22 protein-coding genes are annotated in these 21,269 nt (G+C 54.6%); 9 read left to right on the top strand and 13 right to left on the bottom strand.

The window, feature by feature from the left end:
• Window positions 1-2 precede the first annotated feature (2 nt).
• Both H8K27_RS11165 and H8K27_RS11160 read right to left on the bottom strand, forming a co-directional pair.
• Window positions 3-551 (bottom strand): ECF-type sigma factor, encoded by a 549-nt coding sequence (locus H8K27_RS11165; RefSeq protein WP_186863259.1) that lies wholly within the window; start codon window positions 549-551, stop codon window positions 3-5.
• A gap of 151 nt (window positions 552-702) precedes the next feature.
• Entirely contained in the window at window positions 703-1,248 is a 546-nt protein-coding gene (locus tag H8K27_RS11160) for a PadR family transcriptional regulator (protein WP_186863258.1), read from the bottom strand.
• Window positions 1,249-1,476: 228 nt separating this feature from the next.
• On the opposite strand from H8K27_RS11160, the gene H8K27_RS11155 reads away from it, so the two are divergent.
• Window positions 1,477-3,492, top strand: coding sequence for an NADPH-dependent 2,4-dienoyl-CoA reductase (locus H8K27_RS11155; RefSeq protein WP_186863257.1), 2,016 nt, complete (start codon window positions 1,477-1,479; stop codon window positions 3,490-3,492).
• Between the two features lie 42 nt (window positions 3,493-3,534).
• Entirely contained in the window at window positions 3,535-3,969 is a 435-nt protein-coding gene (locus H8K27_RS11150) for a nuclear transport factor 2 family protein (RefSeq protein ID WP_186863256.1), read from the top strand.
• Window positions 3,970-4,011: 42 nt separating this feature from the next.
• Here the strand turns inward: H8K27_RS11150 and H8K27_RS11145 are convergent, their stop codons facing one another.
• Genes H8K27_RS11145 through H8K27_RS11115 form a run of 7 tightly spaced genes read right to left on the bottom strand, consistent with a single transcriptional unit; the run spans window position 4,012 to window position 9,740 of the window.
• Window positions 4,012-4,452, bottom strand: coding sequence for a nuclear transport factor 2 family protein (locus H8K27_RS11145; protein WP_186863255.1), 441 nt, complete (start codon window positions 4,450-4,452; stop codon window positions 4,012-4,014).
• Window positions 4,453-4,455: 3 nt separating this feature from the next.
• Complete coding sequence (locus H8K27_RS11140; RefSeq protein ID WP_186863254.1) at window positions 4,456-5,223, bottom strand: SDR family NAD(P)-dependent oxidoreductase; 768 nt, start codon at window positions 5,221-5,223, stop codon at window positions 4,456-4,458.
• Window position 5,224: 1 nt separating this feature from the next.
• A complete protein-coding gene (locus H8K27_RS11135; RefSeq protein WP_186863253.1) occupies window positions 5,225-5,785 on the bottom strand; it encodes a DUF3833 domain-containing protein in 561 nt (186 codons plus the stop codon).
• Complete coding sequence (locus H8K27_RS11130) at window positions 5,782-6,363, bottom strand: chalcone isomerase family protein (RefSeq protein WP_186863252.1); 582 nt, start codon at window positions 6,361-6,363, stop codon at window positions 5,782-5,784. Before H8K27_RS11130 ends, H8K27_RS11135 begins: the two co-directional genes overlap by 4 nt.
• Window positions 6,360-7,604 (bottom strand): SAM-dependent methyltransferase, encoded by a 1,245-nt coding sequence (locus H8K27_RS11125; RefSeq protein WP_186863251.1) that lies wholly within the window; start codon window positions 7,602-7,604, stop codon window positions 6,360-6,362. Before H8K27_RS11125 ends, H8K27_RS11130 begins: the two co-directional genes overlap by 4 nt.
• Window positions 7,601-8,440 carry a DUF1365 domain-containing protein gene (locus H8K27_RS11120; RefSeq protein WP_186863250.1) on the bottom strand — a complete coding sequence of 280 codons (840 nt, stop codon included), beginning with the start codon at window positions 8,438-8,440 and terminating at the stop codon, window positions 7,601-7,603. Before H8K27_RS11120 ends, H8K27_RS11125 begins: the two co-directional genes overlap by 4 nt.
• 10 nt (window positions 8,441-8,450) lie before the next feature.
• Window positions 8,451-9,740, bottom strand: coding sequence for an NAD(P)/FAD-dependent oxidoreductase (locus H8K27_RS11115; protein WP_186863249.1), 1,290 nt, complete (start codon window positions 9,738-9,740; stop codon window positions 8,451-8,453).
• Between H8K27_RS11115 and H8K27_RS11110 the strand changes: the two genes are divergently transcribed.
• A complete protein-coding gene (locus H8K27_RS11110; RefSeq protein ID WP_186863248.1) occupies window positions 9,712-9,966 on the top strand; it encodes a hypothetical protein in 255 nt (84 codons plus the stop codon). The genes H8K27_RS11115 and H8K27_RS11110 overlap by 29 nt on opposite strands.
• Before the next feature lie 38 nt (window positions 9,967-10,004).
• Window positions 10,005-10,628: a TetR/AcrR family transcriptional regulator gene (locus tag H8K27_RS11105; RefSeq protein WP_186863247.1), complete on the top strand. Its 624-nt coding sequence runs from the start codon at window positions 10,005-10,007 to the stop codon at window positions 10,626-10,628.
• Between the two features lie 95 nt (window positions 10,629-10,723).
• Here H8K27_RS11105 and H8K27_RS11100 read toward each other — a convergent pair whose 3' ends face one another.
• Entirely contained in the window at window positions 10,724-11,302 is a 579-nt protein-coding gene (locus H8K27_RS11100; RefSeq protein ID WP_186863246.1) for a glutathione peroxidase, read from the bottom strand.
• Between the two features lie 264 nt (window positions 11,303-11,566).
• On the opposite strand from H8K27_RS11100, the gene H8K27_RS11095 reads away from it, so the two are divergent.
• Together H8K27_RS11095 and rfaE2 are read left to right on the top strand one after the other, a co-directional pair.
• Window positions 11,567-12,424 (top strand): ferritin-like domain-containing protein, encoded by an 858-nt coding sequence (locus H8K27_RS11095; RefSeq protein ID WP_186863245.1) that lies wholly within the window; start codon window positions 11,567-11,569, stop codon window positions 12,422-12,424.
• Window positions 12,425-12,493: 69 nt separating this feature from the next.
• Window positions 12,494-12,973 (top strand): D-glycero-beta-D-manno-heptose 1-phosphate adenylyltransferase, encoded by a 480-nt coding sequence (rfaE2, locus tag H8K27_RS11090; protein ID WP_186863244.1) that lies wholly within the window; start codon window positions 12,494-12,496, stop codon window positions 12,971-12,973.
• 23 nt (window positions 12,974-12,996) lie between these two features.
• Here rfaE2 and H8K27_RS11085 read toward each other — a convergent pair whose 3' ends face one another.
• From H8K27_RS11085 to H8K27_RS11075, 3 genes are all read right to left on the bottom strand, one after another.
• Window positions 12,997-15,813 (bottom strand): sensor domain-containing protein, encoded by a 2,817-nt coding sequence (locus tag H8K27_RS11085; RefSeq protein WP_186863243.1) that lies wholly within the window; start codon window positions 15,811-15,813, stop codon window positions 12,997-12,999.
• A gap of 192 nt (window positions 15,814-16,005) precedes the next feature.
• A complete protein-coding gene (gene trmL, locus H8K27_RS11080) occupies window positions 16,006-16,476 on the bottom strand; it encodes a tRNA (uridine(34)/cytosine(34)/5-carboxymethylaminomethyluridine(34)-2'-O)-methyltransferase TrmL (RefSeq protein ID WP_186863242.1) in 471 nt (156 codons plus the stop codon).
• 9 nt (window positions 16,477-16,485) lie between these two features.
• The gene (locus H8K27_RS11075) at window positions 16,486-17,244 is read right to left on the bottom strand and encodes a phosphoribosyltransferase family protein (RefSeq protein WP_186863241.1); all 759 of its coding nucleotides are present in this window, start codon (window positions 17,242-17,244) and stop codon (window positions 16,486-16,488) included.
• Window positions 17,245-17,324: 80 nt separating this feature from the next.
• Here H8K27_RS11075 and H8K27_RS11070 point away from each other — a divergent pair, with 80 nt between their 5' ends.
• From H8K27_RS11070 to ctaD, 3 genes are all read left to right on the top strand, one after another.
• Window positions 17,325-18,239, top strand: a complete 915-nt coding sequence (locus tag H8K27_RS11070; RefSeq protein ID WP_186863240.1) for a methyltransferase domain-containing protein — start codon at window positions 17,325-17,327, stop codon at window positions 18,237-18,239.
• A 233-nt stretch (window positions 18,240-18,472) separates the two neighbouring features.
• On the top strand, window positions 18,473-19,645 hold the full coding sequence (coxB, locus tag H8K27_RS11065) for a cytochrome c oxidase subunit II (RefSeq protein ID WP_186863239.1): 1,173 nt from the start codon (window positions 18,473-18,475) through the stop codon (window positions 19,643-19,645).
• Window positions 19,646-19,668: 23 nt separating this feature from the next.
• Window positions 19,669-21,264, top strand: a complete 1,596-nt coding sequence (gene ctaD / locus H8K27_RS11060; RefSeq protein WP_186863238.1) for a cytochrome c oxidase subunit I — start codon at window positions 19,669-19,671, stop codon at window positions 21,262-21,264.
• Window positions 21,265-21,269: the final 5 nt, after the last annotated feature.

The raw sequence follows: 21,269 nt of genomic DNA, 5'->3' as shown, positions 1-21,269 counted from the left end.
GTTCAGCACAGTGCCTCAAACAGCAATGCCCGCGCCTTGAGCCAGTCGCGCTGTACCGTACGTCTGGCGATGCCGAGAAAATCGGCAGTCTGTTCTTCGCTCAGCCCGGCAAAATAACGCAGTTCGACCACTTGCGCGAGGCGCGGATCGAGCTGCTCCAGTTCGTTCAGCGCATCATGCACCCGCAGCAGTTCAGATTCATCCGGATTCGACAGATCCAGCTGCGATTCGAGTTCCACATGCTCGGCATCACCGCCGTGGCGTTCCGCTTTGCGACGGCGTGCATAGTCGATCACGATAGAACGCATCGCGCGCGCCGCATAACCGAGAAAATAATGTTTATCGGCAGCCTGCATTTGCGTGACGGCATTCAGGCGCAGCCACATTTCATTGATCAGTGCGGTGGTGTCGAGCAGGGTCAGATGCCCGCTGTGACGCAGGCGTGAGCGCGCCATCTGGCGTAATTCAGGATAGATCCTTTGCATCAGCTGCTCCGCCGCATGCGCGTCACCTGCGCGTGCCAGCATACACAAGGAGGCAAAATCATCCATAGGCAAGATTTTCAGTGAGTTCGCAAAAGTACGTATTTTAATAGAGCAGATATTGCTCATGCTAAAAAAACAAATAGTCTTTTGTAATTCGCGTCTGTTCCTTTGCGTCAGAAAACAACATCGGCGGAACTGCCCGGGGAAGAGCGGTGGATTATCGCGCCGGGGGCTGCTTTTTCTGCAGTATCGCAAGCGCTTCTTTTGTCCACTGCACGCGGCCTTCTTCAAAGCTGATGCCGGCTTTCAGTATCAGGTAGTGAATCTCTGCCTCGCGCGACAGCGGCTGGCGGCTGAAGTCGCGTTGCTCAATGGCACGATAGGTTGCTAACTCTTGCTCATGCAGCGCCAGACGGCGTTCCAGTTCTCCGGTCAGACCCAGTGGTCCGACGGCGGCATCGGCGCGCAGGCGCACCAGCATGTCGTCGCGAAGGCGCATTGGGGCAGCGCTCTCAGCCGCCCAGCGCTGCAGTTCCATCCGGCCAGCGGGCAGGATGTCGAAGCGTTTTTTCCCCGCACGACCGCCTTCCACCTCGCTGGAGCTGACCCAGCCCTGTTCTTCCATACGTGCCAGTTCACGGTAAATCTGCTGATGGGTGGCATGCCAGAAATAGCCGATGGATTTGTCAAAACGCCGCGCCAGATCGTAGCCGGAACAGGGTTTCTCAACGATGGAGGTCAGCAGGGCGTGTTGTAGAGACATGAATAGAAGGGATGCTCAGGAAAATTTGTCTCAATTTTATATGCAACTGGTTGCATAAATAAAGGCATTTCATTATGCTGATATGCACTTAGTTGCATATTTAGTTGCATCATTCAGCTGCCTCATTCCATCGTCCGGTCGGCTGAGCTGTTGATAGAAACTGGCAATGCGCTGCGATGTGCATGCCTTTCCCCCGATTTGTCCCGACTCACGAAAAAGGAAATTGCGATGTCTTTTTATCCTCATCTGACCCAGCCGCTTGACCTCGGCTTCACGACTCTGCCAAACCGCCTGCTGATGGGCTCCATGCACGTTGGTCTGGAGGAGGTCGATCATGGTTTTGAGCGGATGGCGGCGTTCTATGCCGAACGTGCGCGTGGCGGTGTTGCGCTGATCGTGACCGGCGGCATTGCGCCGAACGAGCGTGCGCGCCCTATGCACGGCGGCGCGATGCTGACGACCGAGGAAGAAGCGGCGCATCACCGTATCGTGACCGATGCCGTCCATCGTGAAGGCGGCAAAATCGCGATGCAGATTCTGCATTTTGGCCGCTATTCCTATCAGCCTACGCTGGTGGCGCCGAGCGCGATCAAGGCGCCGATCAATCCGTTCAAACCGCATGCGCTGACTACGGAAGAAGTCGGCCAGACGATTGACGACTTCGTGCGCTGTGCCGGTCTGGCGCAGTCGGCTGGATACGATGGCGTCGAAGTCATGGGTTCTGAGGGCTACCTGATCAATGAATTCATCGCCGCACGCACCAATCAGCGTGACGACGAATGGGGCGGCGCGTATGAAAACCGCATCCGCTTTCCGGTCGAAATCGTGCGTCGCATCCGCGAAAAAGTCGGCACCAATTTCATCATCATCTATCGTCTGTCGATGCTCGATCTGGTGGAAGGTGGCTCGACACTGGAAGAAGTGATTCAGCTCGCCAAAGCGATTGAAGCCGCGGGCGCCACCATCATCAATACCGGTATCGGCTGGCATGAGGCGCGTATTCCGACCATTGCAACCAAGGTACCGCGCGCCGCGTTTGCCTGGGTCACGCAAAAACTCAAAGGCCATGTGAATATCCCGCTGGTGGCGACCAACCGGATCAACACCCCGGAAGTGGCGGAACAATTGCTGGCAGATAATTTCTGCGACATGGTGTCGATGGCGCGTCCTTTGCTGGCCGACCCATTGTTTATGCGCAAGGCCGAACAGGGCAGGGCCGAGCTGATCAATACCTGCATCGGCTGTAATCAGGCCTGTCTGGATCATACTTTCGGCGGCAAGATCACATCCTGTCTGGTGAATCCGCGTGCCTGCCACGAAACCGAACTGGTCAATGCCCCGCTGAGTCAGGCCAAACGCATTGCTGTCGTGGGTGCCGGACCGGCAGGCCTGAGCTTCGCCACCACCGCTGCCCAGCGCGGCCATGCCGTGACTCTGTTTGATGCGGCAGCCGAAATCGGCGGTCAGTTCAACATTGCCAAACAGGTGCCGGGCAAAGAAGAATTTTATGAAACGTTGCGCTATTTTGACCGCCAGCTGCCATTAAGCGGTGTGACGCTGAAACTGAACAGCAAGGTCAGCGCGGCTGATCTGCAAGATTTCGACGAAGTGGTGCTGGCAACTGGCATCACGCCGCGCGTGCCGGAGATCGAAGGCGTCAGCCATCCGAAGGTGTTGAACTATCTGGATGTGCTGCGCGATAAAAAGCCGGTGGGTAAAACCGTCGCCATTATCGGCGCTGGCGGTATCGGTTTTGACGTGGCCGAATACCTGAGTCACAGCGGTATCAGCCCGAGTCTGGACCCGGAAAAATTCTTTGCCGAGTGGGGCGTGGACACCAGCTACCAGGGTGTCGGCGGCCTGACTGAGGCCAAGGTGGAGGCGCCGGCCCGTGAGATTTTCCTGTTACAGCGCAAGACCTCCAAGGTCGGCGATGGCCTGGGTAAAACGACAGGCTGGATTCACCGTACTGGTCTGAAAAACCGCGGCGTACATATGATTGCCGGCGTGACGTATAACAAGGTGGACGATGCCGGCCTGCATGTCACGATCGACGGCCAGCAGAAAACCCTGCCGGTCGATAATGTGATTTTGTGTGCTGGTCAGGAACCGCGCCGTGATCTGCAGGCAGCACTGGAAAGCGCAGGGAAAACGGTGCACCTGATCGGTGGCGCCGATGTGGCGGCCGAACTCGACGCTAAACGTGCGATCAATCAGGGAACCCGTCTGGCCGCCATCATCTGATGATGAGACAAGTCTGACACCGGTCATCAAAGGAGCCATAACATGAAGACACTGCATCCACAGGCGGCTGCTTCGCTCGCACACTGGCACAGCATGATCGCCAGCCGTGATCTGACGGCATTGCCGGGGCTGGTGCATCCTGCTGCGGTATTCCGTTCGCCGATGGCGCATCAGCCGTATGCCAGTTCGCAGGCAGTCGTGCTGATTCTGTCAACGGTGATCAATGTATTCGAAGATTTCACCTACCATCGTGAATTTGCCAGTGATGACGGACTCAACGTCGTGCTGGAGTTCAGCGCCCGGGTCGGCGACAAGCAACTCAAAGGTATCGACATGATCCGTTTTGATGAGACAGGAAAAATCGTCGAATTTGAAGTCATGGTCAGACCGATGAGCGGCTTGCAGGCGCTGGGTCAGGAAATGGGTACGCGGCTGGCGCAGTATTTGCCGGCTTATAAAACTCCCGGGCCGGCCTGACCCGGACCAGAACGCATTTCATCCCTGTTGATGAAATGCGTTCTACTTGTTTGCAGTCCGTTTCAGGAAGCGCATCAGACTGCCGAGCAGCGGTAATTTTTCATACAGCTCCTCGGCGGCATCCCAGTAATCCCTGTGCATCATGACCCGCCCATCTGCCGCAAAACGGATATGGGTTGCACCGCGTATGCATTGTTCATCCGGATGAAAGCGTTTCATAGTGAACAGGAAGTCCCAGCACAGAAACGCCGCATCACCTTGCAGCACGGTTGAGGTAATCACGAAGCGCGGCTGCCCGACCTGCACAAACATATGCGCAAAAATTCGCCGGACGTGATCAATCCCATGCACTTCATTGAATGGGTCCTTGAAATACGCATCCTCGGTATAAACGTGATGAATTTTTTCCACGCTGGCGAGACTGACGGATTCAAAAAAAGCGACCAGTTTATCCAGACTGGCCTGATGGTCAAGAGTGTTCATGGTTTATAGTCCTGTGACTTTATGTACCAGATAAAAATAGCTGCGATACGGCAGAAGGCGTGCCAGCCTCAGCCAGTTGGTGAACCGCCCCGGGAAGTGGATGTGAAACCGTCCCTGTTCGATGCCCTTTATCATTGCCTGTGCGGCAGCCGGTGCCGTCATCAGGGCGGGCATCCTGAAATCATTGTCTGCCGTCATCGGTGTGGCGACAAAACCGGGATTAATCATATACACCGCAATATTTCGCGGACGAAGATCTATGTACAGTGATTCGCACAGATTGATGACAGCGGCTTTGCTCGGGCCGTATGCCAGTGCCTCTGGCAAACCAGAATAACCGGCAACAGAGCCGACGATCCCAATCCCGCCCGCACCTTGCTGCAGTAAAGTCGGCAGAATCACTGCCAGACATTGATAAACCCCGCGTACATTGACATCCAGCACATGATTGACATCGGCCAGATTAAAGCTGGTGGCGCGCATGGCATTATAGGTTCCGGCAACGACCAGAACCAGATCGAGCTGCTTCCAGATCAATAGCAACTGGTCGTGAGCAGCCTGCAGGCTGGCATGATCGGTGATGTCCAGCGGCAGCGTGAGTGCCTGTGGGTGAGATTGCGCGATCCGGGACAGTTGTTGCTGATTGCGGGCTGACAGTGCGACGAGCGCTCCCTTTGCCAGCAATTGTTGCGCAACTTCAGCCCCGATTCCGGTGGATGCGCCGATAATCCAGATGCGTTTTCCATGCCAGTCGCGAATGCGCGGATTCATGCTATCCACCCGTCGCCTCACTGCGTCTGCTGAACGACAGGGTTACACTGCCAAGGTCAACGCCAAACTTGCGCATGATCGCGCGGTTCAGCATGACCTTGTCGTTCATCAGCACCATGACGTCATCAAAATCAACGTGATACACGCTATCGTTAACCGGCAGGGCGAGCACGTATTTCCAGTGCAGGGTATTACCGGAAAGGATACCCTGCGCTTCGCCGATGACGTCGTCGGCCTTGCCGGTAAAACGATCCGGTGCCACCTTGGTCAGCGTCCAGATGCGTTTTTGTTTGCTGCCATCGGCATAAGTAAAGTTTTCATCAAGTATGCCGACGTCACCGTTCCATCGACACTGAATGACAACGGTGAAGCGCTTGACGATTTTGCCGGAACGGTCCTGAAACATACCCCAGGCGTCCAGCGTGCCGCTGAAGTAGCGCTGTAAATCGAGCCGCGGCATTTCATGGGCATACAATGACGGATCATCCGTACTGGCGCAGGAAGCCAGCAGCAGGCAGATGATCAGCATCATCGTCTTTTTGAAAACAGGCAGTGGTTTCATGATGCTGTCCGCAGAGAAGATGTCAGAAAGGATGTTTTGCCAATCAGCTTGTTGCGCAGATCCGGTGCCGATGTGTTTTCATCCAGCCAGATGGAAAAGAAAGAACGCGCAAATTCCGGATCCCGTATTTCGCCGAGAAATTTGTCGTTCAGATAAAAGCGTATTGCTTCACCCGGGATATGAATGCCGGTCAGCCGGCTGCCTTCTTTGACATCCGGAAAAATCGCTTTCAGTTGCGTCAGCCATAGCTGCTGTTTTACCGCTGTTCCCAGTTTCAGTTTCCGGATTTCTTCTATGCTCGCTTCGGCAATTTTTCCGCCTTGCAGGTCACGTGCATACGTGAGTTCGAGCGCAAAAGGGTGGCTGAAATCACTTCCACTATCCGGCAGGGTCCACAGAACGGCACCATAAATCACCATGCCAAACCAGCGATAAGTGCCGGAGCCCCGCAGCACGGCTTGCGGAATTTCTTCCCTGACCGGTGACGGTGCATTGCCGGCGAATGCACCATCCAGACAGAGCAGCACGGTAACTGCCAGTGCGATATGCCGGAGAGCGCCTGAGGCTGGCGATTTCATTTTTTGACCAGTGTGAATTGCGCTACGTCGATATTCCCGGCACGGAACCCGGCTTCGCAGTACGCCAGATAAAATTCCCAGGTACGTAAAAATTCTTCGTCAAATCCCTGAGCCCTGATTTCGGGTAATTTTTCCATAAATGCTTTGCGCCATTCGAGCAGGGTACGTGCGTAGTCCAGACCGAAGGTAAAAGTATCGATGACCTGCAGACCATGCGCTTCGGCAAGCTGATGGAATTTTTCTATTGACGGAAGCATGCCGCCGGGGAAGATATATTGCTGGATAAAATCGGTGCCTTTGCGGTAGCGTTCGAATAAGGCATCTGCAATCACGATGCTTTGTATGCAGGCGCGGCCGCCGGACTTCAGATTGCGCTGCAGGCAGGCGAAGTAGCCGGGCCAGTATTCTTCACCAACCGCTTCGAACATTTCGATCGAGGCGATCGCATCGTAATCGCCATGCGCATCGCGATAATCCTGAATCTGCAAATTGCTGCGTGTCTGCAACCCTGCACGCTGCAGCCGGTCACGCGCGAAATGCAGCTGTTCGGATGACAGCGTCAATCCCGTCACATGCGCCTGTGCGTCGCGCGTGGCCATCTCTGCAAAACCGCCCCAGCCGCATCCGATTTCCAGCACTTTTGCCTCCGCCGGCAAATTGAGTTGCTGCAAAATCCGGCGATATTTCATTAACTGCGCCTCATGCAGGTCCTCGACCTGATCCGAGCAAAACAGCGCGCTGGAATATGTCATTGAGGGGTCCAGCCACAGACGGTAAAAATCATTCCCGATATCGTAGTGCGCATGGATATTTTTTTTACTGCCGGATCTGGAATTACGGTTCAGCAGATGCTTGATCCGGTATAGAAGATTGCCCCACCATGTTCCATAGATCACTGATTCCAGTTGAAGCCGGTTGCGGGTAATCAGTTCAATCAGTCCGGCGAGATGCGTTGTCGTCCAGTGACCGGCAATATAGCTTTCAGCAAAACCGATGTCGCCGGATTTGAGCGTGGCACGGCATAACTGCCAGTTCCTCAGGTTCAGCGTCACATGCCGGTTACCATCATCCGCTCTGCCAAAACACGCGATCTGTCCATCCGGGAAATGTATCGTCAGACTGCCATGTTCCAGCTTATGGAGCAGACCGGTGACAAAGCGTGCTTCGGCAGGAAAATGCCTGGTATCCAGTTGTCTGGCCTGACTGCTGCCGGTGGACAGCGTGGGGTGGAAAGTGCTCATCGGCTAACCTCCTGGGAAGGTGGAGTGGGCTTGGAAAAAAAGGGAACACGTTTCAGCCACAGGCGTAATGCCTGAAGATGTATGCGGAAGACAACGGCGATGGTCATCAGCGGATAACGGAACATCACTTGCCATATCCGTTGATCTGTCATGGCCTGTTCCAGACCAGAGATCGACGTCATTAAGACGATGCCCTGCTCATCCGCGTAATCAATTCTGGCGATATGGCGTTTGTGTGTGCTGGTGCTGATGGTTTGCTGATGCTGTAAAAAGCGGAAGCGGTAAGTTCCGCAGACCTCGCAGAACGGTGAAACATGGAAGATTTTCCGGGCATATAATTCCTGTCCGTTTTCCAGCGTATCGCCGTGTTCCAGTAGATAAAGATGCTTTTCCCCGAAGGTGTTGCGCACTTCGCAGACGACAGCCCGCAGGCTGCCGTCGCTGCGGTGGCAGAACCAAAAAGACACAGGATTAAACACATAGCCCAGCACACGGGGAAAACACTGGAGCCAGATTTCACCGCAGGCGTCGGTGATCCCTTCGCTGCGCAACAATCCGTCCAGCCAGGCAGTCGGTGTCTGCTGGCCGTCGCCATGATCGCTATCAAAAAATGACAGTAGATTGAAACGGTTATGTGAAAAAAAACGGCTGCATGCCACCGCTTGCCGGTTCATCAGCGCGCGTATGGGGATCCGTATAAAAAACACTCCGTAGCGGAAAGTGTTTTTTGCCGGGCGGAACCGGCGGTGCATGACCTCGCCCGTACATAACTGTATCGCTGCCGCTGTCGGGCTTGCTGTCGGTTCCGGGGCGGATTGCTGATTGATCGCTTTCATTTGGCAGGCTTTATGCGGCAAGAACAGCGGGCTCAGTCAGTGCCGCGCCGGCGATGATGCTGCGGGCGGCTTGCAGACCGGATTTCAGGCCATCTTCATGGAAGCCATATCCAGTCCATGCACCGGCAAACCAGATCTGACGCTTCCCCTGAATCTGATGCAACATGCTTTGTGCTTTGACTGCCGCTGTGTCAAACACAGGGTGGGCATAGTCAAAACTGGCAATGATTTTCTCGGTGGCAGGCTCATCGATGGGATTCAGACTGACGATAACGGGCGTCTTAAATGGCAGGGGCTGCAACTGATTGATCAGATAATGCACGCAGACTCGTGGCTCTTTACTATCGGCGCTCTGGTAATTCCATGCAGACCAGGCCTTGCGCTTATCAGGAAGGAAACTGGAATCGGTGTGTAATACCGCACGGTTAGGCTGGTAGTTGATGGCTTCCAGAATGTCCCGTTCCGGGGCGGTGATATCGCCCAGCATCTTCAGCGTTTGATCGCTGTGCGTCGCCATGACGACATGGTCAAATTCTTCCGTACCCCTTGCCGAGCTGACACTGACCCGCCCCGTGGGACTGCTGTGCACGGCGCTGACGGGCGTGTTTAAAAAAGTGTGGGTAATGTATGGCAGCAGTTTCTCAACATAGTGTTTTGCGCCGCCCTTGACGGTATGCCATTGCGGGCGATTGTTGATCTGCAGTAAACCGTGGTTGTGGCAGAAGCGCACAAATGACGACAAGGGAAATGCCAGCATGGTCTGCGTCGGACAAGACCAGATGCAGGCAGCCATCGGCAGTAAATACCAGTGGATGAATTCTTCGCTGTAGCGGTGCTGCTGCAGGAATATACCCAGTGGGGTATGAAAGTCATGCGCTGTTTCCGCATGCGCCAGCGCGGTGGTTTGCTGATTGAAACGCATGATGTCACGCAGCATGCGCAGGAAGCGCGGATTGAGCAGATTACGCCGCTGAGTAAAGACCGTGTCGAGATTGGCGCCAGCCCATTCCAGGGTTCGCCCTGCGACGGGCATTTTGACGGAAAAAGACATGTCTGTCGCAACGGTTTCAATCTGCAGATCCTGAAACAGCCTGACCAGGTGAGGATACGTTTTGTGGTTGAACACCAGAAAACCGGTGTCGACACCGTAAGTTTGTCCTTCCAGGGTGACATCCACAGTATGCGTATGTCCGCCGAAATAACTGCCAGCCTCAAACAGCGTGACTTCGTGCCGGGCGCGCGACAGTTCGTAAGCACAGGAGAGGCCGGAGATGCCGGAACCGATCACCGCAATTTTCATGATTGTTGATTCATCAGGGTTAAGTGTGAATGCCGGAAACAGTTTTCACAGCGCCGCAGCATTGTGGGTGCACCATGCCATGCCGGTAAATATGCAGAACTGCCGCGATGTCTCTGGTATATACGCAGGCGGGCAGCATTTGGATTCACTGGTGATTGCTTCCTGTACATTGCTGCCCTCATTAAAGAATGACCGGAAAATATATTTTGTGACTCATCAGTCATGAAATATACTACAAAGTCTGATTTTGTACAGAAAAAGATCATGAAATTTAAAATCCCCTTCAAGAAGCAGCAGTTCGATGCCCGTGAAGAAGCGATCATCGATGCCGTCAATCATCTTTTGTCCGAAAAGGGCTATGACCTGATGACCATGGACGATGTGGCGGATGCTGTCGGTATTGCAAAAGGCAGCCTGTACAAGCACTTTTCATCCAAGGACAAGCTGGCCGCCGCTGCACTGACGCGTTTGCTCAAGGCGACCGAGGAAGAGCTGGATACGCTGGCGGAAGACATGCCCGCGATTGACCATATCCGGCATATTCTGATCTGGTCGCTGCGCTTGCGGCTGCAAGGTGGTGTGCCGCATCTGCCATCGACCAGCCGGACTTTGCAGCGCAATCTGATGCTGAATCTGGATTACGTGATGGTGGCTTTGCGTGTCAATAAGCGATTTTATGCGCTGGTGGCAAAAGCGCGGGAGCAGGGCGCGCTGACTGCGCTGGTGCCGGATGATGTGGTGGTCTATACGCTGTATTCACGGGCCTGCGACCCCACCATGGAATTTCTGTTGAGAGATCAGCGACTCAGCCACGAGCAGATTGTCGATGCGATGGTGCATGCGACCATGGGCGGCTTTTTATCGGCACCAAACCCTATTCCGGCATAAGTTTTTCATACCGATGCCGGAATGGCCGCAGGCTGGAAACCCATTGCTGATAAGGGTTTCCGAATTTTCGTAGAGTGGACGTACCGGTTCCGTCTTTACTCCGCCTTTTCCGCCAGCGCTTTTTCGACGTCAGCCACCAGCTTTTTACTATCCGGTGTGGTGAGGCTGGAGTACGCAGCAACCACGTTGCCTTTGCGGTCGATCAGATATTTGTAGAAATTCCATTTCGGCGTGGTGCCGGTGGCTTTCACCAGTTCCGCATGCAGCGGATTGATGTCTTTGCCTGACACCGAAGATTTGGCAAACATCGGAAATTTCACGCCGTAAGTATTGAAACAGAAATCGGCAATTTCCTTGCTGCTGCCCGGTTCCTGCTGGCCGAAATCATTGGATGGGAAGCCAAGCACGACCAGCCCCTTGCTGCTGTACTTGGCATACATTTTTTCCAGACCTTCGTACTGGCTGGTAAAGCCGCAGTAACTTGCAGTGTTCACCACCAGCGCGACTTTGCCTTTGTACTGGCAGAGATTTTGTGGCGCATCATCCTGCAGGCGGTTGAACTGGTGATTCAGGATCGCAGGGCAGGCTTCCGGTGACTGCGCAAAAGCAGGCGCGCTGCAAAATGCAGAAACGACAGCAAGCATGGCGGAAATGAGGACAGTACGTAGCAGCATGGCTGACTCCTTCAAGAAAGAAATACATAGTAGCCCAGCTGCAAAAAAGTTGCAGGCCGCTGGGCTGACAGGGATGTTTTACCGGATGCTGCAGGCAAACAGACAATACCTTGTTTCCAAGGGAGCAGGCACTTCATCAAAACAGGATGATGCATGCTGTATCCGGTGCGGTATGAGCCTTCAGGGTACTGTCGTGAAGGAGTCATACGCCTCTGCTACAATCAATACACATTTTGTGAGTTGTAACTGATGCCGAGGTAAGCCATGCTTTATCCTGAATTGTTTAAATCGCTGGAGCAGGTGCGCTGGAATATGGATACCGATATTCCGTGGGAGCAATATGATGCTTCCCTGCTGACGCCGGAACAGGCGCAGACCATCAAAATGAATGCGATCACCGAATGGTCGGCCTTGCCGGCGACGGAAATGTTCTTGCGCGATAACCGCGACGACAGCGATTTCTCCGCTTTCATGTCGATCTGGTTTTTTGAGGAGCAAAAGCATTCGCTGGTGCTGATGGAATATCTGCGCCGCTTTCACCCTGAGCTGGTGCCGACTGAGGCGGAACTCGACCAGGTCCGGTTTGAATTCGATCCGGCACCGCGACTGGAAACACTGATGCTGCATTTCTGCGGCGAAATCCGCCTGAACCACTGGTACCGTTGCGCATCCGAATGGCATTCCGAGCCGGTGATCAAGCATATTTATAAAATCATCAGTCAGGACGAGGCACGTCATGGCGGTGCTTATCTGCGTTACATGAAAAAATCACTGGCGGAAGTCGGCGATGTGGCACGGGCGGCATTTTCTAAAATCGGCGTGCTCATGGCATCGGCAAGGCGCACCGAAAAGCCTTTGCATCCGACCAATCTGCATGTGAATCAATCTTTGTTTCCGAATGACACGGTGCAAAGCCGTCTGCCTGACCCCGACTGGCTGGAGCGCTGGCTGGACGGGCAGATCAGGTTTGACGGTGTGTGGGAAAAGAGAGTGGTGGACCGGATTTTGCACAATCTGTCCCTGTTGTTCGAACGCAGCTTTGAAACCGTGCAGGACCTGAACCGTTATCGCAAGGAAGTCGCACAGCGCCTGTCTGCTGCCGGTCAGGCGGCGGCTCTCTGAGGAAAACGCCAACCGTTGTACAATCCGGCTGCCTGCCGCGATTGTCAGCGGTATTTTCCATTGTTGACCATGCCTGAATTCGAAAAAAAAATCTGTTCCCCGGCTGAACTGGCGCAGCGTGCTGCCGCATTACCCCATCCGGTCGTGATGACGAATGGCGTCTTTGATATCCTGCATCGCGGGCATGTGAGCTATCTGGCGCAGGCCAGGGAGCACGGCGCTTCGCTGGTTGTGGCGGTCAATACCGATGCTTCGGTCAGACGTCTCGGTAAAGGAGACGATCGCCCCGTCAATACCTGTGCCGATCGCATGGCGGTATTGGCAGCGCTGGAGTCGGTCAGTCTGGTGGTGGAGTTTGAGGAGGATACGGCTTTGCAGGCAGTGCTGATTGCCAAGCCGGACGTGTATGTCAAAGGTGGCGACTACGATATGCAGGCCATACCGGAAGGGCAGGCGGTGCTGGCATATGGCGGTAAAGTGGCGGCGATTGCATTTGAACACGACCGTTCCACCACGCAATTACTGACAAAGGTCAGAGCCCGGGGCTGAGCAGTTTTGCAAACGTGCTGGTGTCAGCCGGTGTGACGGCCTGCTTCCTGTGCCAGCAACAGCGCTTCAAATTCTTCTGGCGGTAATGGCCTGGAAAACAGGTAGCCCTGTGCGAAATCACAACCGGCCTGACGCAGCAGATCGCGCTGCAATGCGGTTTCCACACCCTCTGCAATCACGCTTAAACCCAGCTTGTGCGCCATCATGATGATCGCCTCCGGCAGCGCGAGATCGTTCGAGGACGGTGTCAGATTGCGTGTGAATGACTGGTCAATCTTCAGATAATCAATGTCGAATTTCTGCAGATAAGACAGCGAAGAATAGCCGGTACCGAAATCATCAATCGCCACCTGTATCCCCGCATCGCGGAATTCCAGCAGACGGGTGGCGACCTTGGTGCTGGCATCCAGCAGCAGCCCCTCGGTGATTTCAATCGTGATGGCTTGTCCCGGTAGCTGATGCCGGCGCAAATGCTGCAGCCAGTCTGCATAACGTCCCTGGTCGTTCTGAAATTCCAGCGGTGACTGATTGATACTGATCTGGAAATCCGGATGCACCAGATCGCGCCATCGCCTGACCCAGTACGTGGCGACCTTGAATACCTGTTCCCCGATGTGATAGATCAGTCCGGTGCTTTCTGCAATCGGGATGAATTCCAGCGGACTGATATAGCCCAGCTGCGCATGCGGCCAGCGAATCAGGGCTTCCGCTTTGAGGATGCGTCCGCTGGCCAGATCGACGACCGGCTGAAAAAATACCTCCAGCTGCTGCTCATTCACCGCCAGCCGCAGATCGTTGCTGAGCCGCAGCCTTGACTGGGCGGCGATCTGCAGGTTGGGAGTGAAATAACTGAAGCGATTGCGCCCCTGATCCTTGGCAGCGTACATCGCCTGATCGGCATGTTTGATCAGATCGGACAGGGTGCTGGCATCGCGCGGATAAATCGTGATGCCGACGCTGGCCGACAGATAAATCTCCTGCTCAGCGAGCATGAATGGAGAAGACAAGGCACTGATGATATTGCGTGCGATCTGTTCCACATGCAGGGTATCGTGCTGATCGGGCATGGCGATCGTAAACTCGTCACCGCCCAGCCGCGCCACGGTGTCGCTGTCGCGCACGCAGCGTCGTAGTCTCTCGGCCGCTTCAATCAGCAAGGCGTCACCGCTGGCATGTCCGAGCGTGTCGTTGACCTCTTTGAAAAAATCCAGATCGATGAATAAAACCGCCAGCGGCAGATGGCTGCGCCGGCTGCGCCGCATATCCTGTTCCAGCCGGTCGTAAAACATACGTCGGTTGGGCAGACCTGTCAGCGGATCGATATTGGCCTGGGTCCAGATCAGTGCTTCCGACTGTTTTCGTTCGGTGATGTCGAGCACCGTTCCCAGCATCCGCAGCGGATTGCCATTTTCATCCCACTCTGCCAGCGCGCCGACTGACAGCACCCATATCCAGGAACCATTGGCATGCCGCTGGCGGAATTCGACGCGGTATTCCTCGGTTTTCCCGTTCAGATAATCGGAGTAGGCCCGGTCTGCTCTTTCGAGGTCGTCCGGATGCAGGCCGCTATACCAGCGGGCCCGGTTCTCTTGGAAATCCGGCAGGGTATAACCGAGCATGTGGGCGTATTCTGCATTCACCACCGCAATCCCGGTATGCAGATTCATATCAAACAGGCCCTGATGCGTGGCTGACAGTGCCATCCGCAGCCGTTCTTCGCTTTCGCGCAGGGCGACTTCCGCCTGTTTGCGCTCGGAGATGTCGGTATGGGTGCCGACGACCCGCAGCGGCTGGCCTTCGCTGTCGCGCTCGATGACCATACCGCGTGTGAGTATCCATTTCCAGCTGCCGTCTTTACATTGCACGCGGTGTTCGTTGATGTAGCCGGGTGTTCTGCCTTCAAAATGGGCGAGCCGGTCCAGCTCCATCTGTAATTTGTCGTCCGGGTGGGTGCGCCTATCGAGTTCTTCCGGCAGATTGCCGATGTCCTCCGGCGCGTAGCCGTAAATCGCTTTTAGTTTGTCGGACAGATATTCGATGCCGCTTTGCGGATACCAGTCCCAGGTGCCGTCGCCGGAGCTTTCCAGCGTCATTTGCCAGCGTTTTTCCTGGTCACGCAGTTGAGCGATGGTCTGATGGTAAGCGGTTACGTCAGTGGCCGTCATCAGGCAGCCGGTGACTGGCGACATGATTTGCGCCGCCGCCTGCTGTGCTGATTCCCTGAGCGGGGTCAGTTCCAGTGCCAGCAGGCGCTCGCTGCCGTCAGGTTGCGCAAAGACCTGGGTCAGGGAAGCCGGCGTTCCCTGAAAGGCTGCTTCAATGATGTCCAGCAAAGGAGAATCGAAAAGATGTCTCGCCTGCAAAGCGGTTTTGACTGGTTGTTGCGGCAGTTGCAGCCAGTCGCAAAACAATGGATTAATCCACGCCAACCGTTGTGGTGAAGACAGCATCAGAATACCGAACGGCAGCGCCGCAGCCACGGCAGGCAGGGCGTCCGGAATGGCGGCTGCCTGTCCCGGCAGAGGAGCGATTCCCTCGGCAAAGCCCTGTAATTGCGGCTGCGTTGATGATGCCGAATACTCGCCGCAAAAGCGGATGCAGTGTACCGGCAACCGCGTGTCTTGCAAGCTGCAGACCAGTTCAAACTGGCCTCCGGATAGGCTGACCTGCTGTAAGGCTGTCTGCAGGCTGTGTGCAGAATCCGGTGTCAGGCAGGCGCACACTTCCTGCAGCGGGATGCGGCTGGAATCGTCAGCGCGGTTGAATAAAGCACAAAGACCCGATGACCAGTGAAATTCACCGGTCTCCTCAAACCAGGTCCATGTTCCAAATTTATTCATTAACTCAATTGACAGCGCTGATCACAGGAGAATGCACTGATTGCGGCCACTCTGATGGTCTGGCGCAGGTGGCAATGCCTGCCTGTACCTTTACCATCAGCCGAGATGCGAACTTTCTATTTTTGCATCTTACAGTTCATTCTGAACTAATTTCCGGAACAAGAAAAGAACTGCGTGCTGCTTTGCCTGTGCTTATGCGCCACCGGCATAGCCATGTTGCCGCCATGCCTCATAAACTACGATGGCGACGGTGTTGGAGAGATTCAGGCTGCGGTTATCCGGCCGCATCGGCAGGCGGATGCGCTGTGCCGGCGGGAATGATTCCCTGAGTTGCGGCGCCAGCCCGCGGGTTTCTGCTCCGAAGATAAAATAATCTCCCGGCTCAAAACGCACGCTGGCAAACGGAGCGGAGCCATGCGTGGTCATGGCAAACATCCGGTGCGGATCTGGCTGTTCGCTGGCGCAGAATGCTTCCCAGTTCTTATGCACCTTCATGGTCGCATAGTCATGGTAATCCAGTCCGGCGCGCTTCATTTTGCTGTCATCCAATGGAAAACCCAGGGGCTCGATCAGATGCAGCTGAACACCTGTATTGGCGCACAGACGGATAATGTTACCGGTATTCGGTGGGATTTCCGGCTCCACCAGGACGACATGAAACAAGGTATTTCCTTACGATGAGTGATATTGGGTGCGTGCAAACACATAGTTGCTGACCGTGGCTGCACCGAAACGTTTCAGCATTGTAGCGATTTCATGCAGGGTCATGCCAGTGGTGATCACGTCGTCCACAATGCCGACATGCTTTCCCCGCAGGCTGCCGGTGATCCGTTCATCGAGCATGAAAGCGTTGCGCATGTTACGAATCCGGGCGTCCGGTGTCAGGCTGGTTTGCGGCAAGGTTTCCCTGATCCGCTGCAGTCCCCGCGGATACAGCGCAATCCCGAGCTGATGCGCCAGCGGTCTGGCAATCTCCAGCGCCTGATTAAAACCACGGTCTTGTAAACGCTGGCGTCCCAGCGGTACTGCCAGCAGCATGTCCGGCAAGTGCTGTTCCGCTTGCCGCAGAATGGCATCGCGCAGCAAACCGGCAAACAATGGCGCCAGTGCCAGCTGATGTGCAAATTTCAGCGACAGCACCAGCTGATCCTGTGGCGGCGCATAATCGCAGACCGCAATGGTGCGGTCAAATGCCGGCGGATTCCTGAGACAGTCACCGCAACGCTGCACAGGTGTTTGCCCGGGCTCCTGTTCGGTTACATGCAGACCGCATTGCGGACAATGAGATAAACCCGGCGGAAAATAAGTATGCCGGCAGGCGTCGCATAAAATTCCGGCGCTTTCTTGCCGGCACAGCGCACAGGTGCAGGGCAGCCAGTGCGTCAGCAAGCGCTGCAGGGATTTTTCAGCCAGAGATCGGAATGCGGGCATTGTTGAATTCTGCGGACAGTATCGCAAGCGTGTAAACTCTGGGAATTATCTCATTCCTCCGGCATCCGGCTGTTTTTTCTATGCTCAGCGCACCCATTGATACCCAACTAGTCAGAAGATTGTTCTCAAGGCCAGACAAAATGGCCCATGCGGAATTCCTGCGCCGGGAAGTGGCTTCCCGAATGCGGGAAAAACTGGAACTGGTCAGGATACAACCGCAGCGGGTGCTGGATGCCGGTTGCGGCAGCGGTGCCGACTTGCCGGAATTACAGCGCTGTTATCCCGATGCGCTGCTGCTGGGGCTGGATGCGGCGCCTGCCATGCTCGGCATGATCCGGCAGCAGCAACAGAACAGCATGAATGCCGTGAGTAAATTGCTGGCGCGCTGGACGCCCGCCGTTTTGAGGCAGGAGCAGGGAAATCCGCTGATCGGCGGGGACTTTTCCAGAACACCGCTGGCGGCGCAGGCGGTGGACATGATCTGGTCTAATCTCGCGCTGCACTGGCATCCTCAGCCGGATCAGGTTTTTGCCGAATGGCGGCGCATATTACGCACTGAAGGTTTGCTGATGTTTTCCTGTTTCGGGCCGGATACGCTGATCGAATTACGTCAGGCGTATGCAGAAGCAGACCAATTTCCACACACACTGCCATTTGTTGATATGCATGATTTCGGCGATATGCTGGTGAACGCCGGCTTTTCAACGCCGGTCATGGATATGGAAAAAATCACCCTGACCTATCAGGACACAACAAAATTACTGGACGACGTGCGGGCACTGGGCGGCAATCCGTTGCTAAGCCGCCGTCCCGGACTGATGGGCAGGCTGGCGCACGGAAAAATGCTGGCGGCACTGGAGCGGCAACGTAATGCAGAGGGACGGATTGCGCTGACTTTTGAAGTGATTTACGGTCATGCATTCCGTCCTGTCAGCAGAAAGACGTCTGCCGGCGAATCGATTATCCGCTTCGATCTGCCTAAAAAATCGCCATGATGTCACGTTTAATCTGGATCAAAGAAATATCGGAAAATCTGCGAAAATCCGCAGTAAGCGATGTTTCATTTGCGCCAGATCATTGATTTCTGATTTGTATTCTGCTTGATATCCCGCTTCATTACACCTTATACTCATGAGGTTGTAGAAGCTGCCAGTACGCACTTTGTAACAATGATTCCGCGTCCTGGTGCACAGTTCAAAAGAATTCTAATCGGGGTTTTGGGGATATCATGAAACATGCAAAGCGATTCAAATCGTTCATGCTGGGCGCCTCGCTCCTGGCTGCCAACCTGCCGGCCTGGGCGGTGGTGGATAGTCAGGGTGGTCCAGCTGTACGTCAGTTAAATTTGCAAACACCAGTCACACAGATTGCCGAGCAGATTTATTCCATTCATAACCTCATGCTGGTTATCTGCCTGGTGATTTTTATTGCAGTATTCGGAGTCATGTTTTACTCCATACTCAAACACCGCAAATCAGTGGGGCATGAAGCTGCCACTTTTCATGAAAGCACTGCCGTCGAGATCGCATGGACTGTCGTCCCCTTCCTGATCGTGATCGGCATGGCATTGCCGGCCACGAAAACAGTCGTTGCCATGAAAGACACCTCGAACGCCGATCTGACGATCAAAGTCACCGGCATGCAATGGAAATGGGGCTATGACTATCTGAAAGGCGAAGGCGAAGGTATTTCTTTCCTCTCCACGCTGGCAACGCCACGCACACAGGTTGGCGCACCGGGCGTCGCACCGACAGAAGCCCGCGGTGATAATTATCTGCTTGAAGTGGATAATCAGGTTGTTGTACCTGTGAATAAAAAAGTCCGCATGATCACGACGGCAAATGACGTGATCCACTCCTGGACTATTCCTGCTTTCGGCGTCAAACAGGATGCGATTCCCGGCTTTGTCCGCGATACCTGGTTCAAAGCAGAAAAAATTGGTACTTACCGCGGTCAGTGCGTGGAACTGTGCGGCAAGGAACATGCCTTCATGCCGATCGTCGTCAATGTCGTGTCCGACGAAGACTACAAAAAATGGGTAGAGACCAAAAAGAAAGAAATGGCGGCCAAGGCAGATGATCCGAACAAGGTCTGGACTGTCGATGAACTCAAGCAGCGCGGTGAAAAAGTCTATGCTGCAAATTGCGTTGCCTGCCATCAGGCTTCCGGTAAAGGCGTTCCCGGTGCGTTCCCTGCGCTGGATGGTTCTGCCGTCGTCGCTGGTGAAAAGGCAGGACAAATGGCAATTGTGATGAACGGTAAGAATGGCATGCCATCCTGGAAGGCGACTTTGTCTGATACAGAGATTGCTGCGGTGATTACTTATACCCGTAACAACTGGTCTAACAAGTCGGCCGAAAATATCGTTCAACCAGCCGAAGTTCTGGCTGCGCGTAAGTAATAACAGGAAGAACAGGAGAAAAGATGAGCTCTACTACCGTTGATCACGCTCACGATCACTCTCACGACCACGCGCATGACCATCCGCATGGTTTCCGCCGCTGGTTGTTTGCTACCAATCATAAAGATATCGGCAGCTTGTATTTGTGGTTTGCCTTCACGATGCTGTTGTCCGGCGGTGTGCTGGCGCTGATGATCCGTGCCGAATTATTCCAGCCTGGCCTGCAACTGGTGCAGCCGGAATTCTTCAACCAGCTGACAACCATGCACGGTCTGATCATGGTGTTCGGTGCGATCATGCCAGCCTTCGTCGGTTTCGCGAACTGGATGATTCCACTGCAGATCGGCGCATCGGATATGGCGTTTGCCCGTATGAATAACTTTTCATTCTGGCTGATGCCGCCAGCGGCGATTTTGCTGGTTGCATCTTTCTGGGTTCCAGGCGGTGCAACGGCTGCCGGCTGGACGCTGTATGCGCCGCTGTCGACACAAATGGGTCCTGGCATGGACATGGCGATTTTTGCTGTGCACATCATGGGCGCCTCTTCCATCATGGGCTCGATCAACATCATCACAACAATCCTGAACATGCGTGCACCAGGCATGACACTGATGAAAATGCCGATGTTCTGCTGGACATGGCTGATCACTGCCTATCTGCTGATAGCCGTGATGCCTGTGCTGGCCGGTGCGATCACGATGACGCTGACTGACCGTCATTTTGGCACTTCCTTCTTCAATGCAGCCGGTGGCGGCGATCCGGTGATGTATCAGCACATCTTCTGGTTCTTCGGGCACCCTGAGGTGTACATCATGATTCTGCCGGCGTTCGGCATTGTCTCCCAGATTGTTCCTGCCTTTGCCCGTAAGCCTTTGTTTGGCTATGCCTCCATGGTGTATGCAACGGCATCGATCGCGATTCTGTCGTTCATCGTCTGGGCACATCACATGTTCACGACCGGTATGCCTGTGACGGCGCAACTGTTCTTCATGTATGCCACCATGCTGATTTCGGTGCCAACCGGTGTCAAAGTGTTTAACTGGGTTGCAACCATGTGGAAAGGTTCGATGACCTTCGAAACACCGATGCTGTTTGCCGTGGGTTTTATTTTCGTGTTCACCATGGGCGGTTTCACTGGACTGATTCTGGCGGTGACGCCGATTGATATCCAGTTGCAGGATACCTATTACGTTGTGGCGCACTTCCACTATGTACTGGTGGCGGGCTCTCTGTTTGCCCTGTTTGCCGGCTATTACTACTGGAGTCCGAAGTGGACCGGTTTTATGTACAACGAAACCCGTGGCAAGATTCACTTCTGGGGCTCCCTGATTGCGTTTAACGTCACATTCTTCCCTATGCACTTCCTCGGACTTGCAGGGATGCCACGCCGTTATGCAGATTATCCGGCGCAGTTCACAGACTTCAATCAGGTAGCGACAATTGGCGCTTTCTGGTTTGGCCTGATGCAGGTGTATTTCATCCTGGCAGTCGTTATTCCTTCTATCAAGGGCGGCAAGCCTGCGCCTGCCAAGCCATGGGACGGAGCGGAAGGTCTGGAGTGGACTGTACCAAGTCCTGCGCCATTCCATACGTTTGAAGAACCGCCTGTCGTTAAATAACTCTG

The sequence above is a fragment of the Cognatundibacterium griseum genome (genome assembly GCF_014284195.1).
In the GTDB taxonomy this organism is placed as follows: Bacteria; Pseudomonadota; Gammaproteobacteria; order Burkholderiales; family Burkholderiaceae_D; genus Undibacterium; species Undibacterium griseum.
The sequence above is the reverse complement of the archived record's forward strand: the minus strand, read 5'-3'. Positions and strand labels throughout refer to the sequence as shown.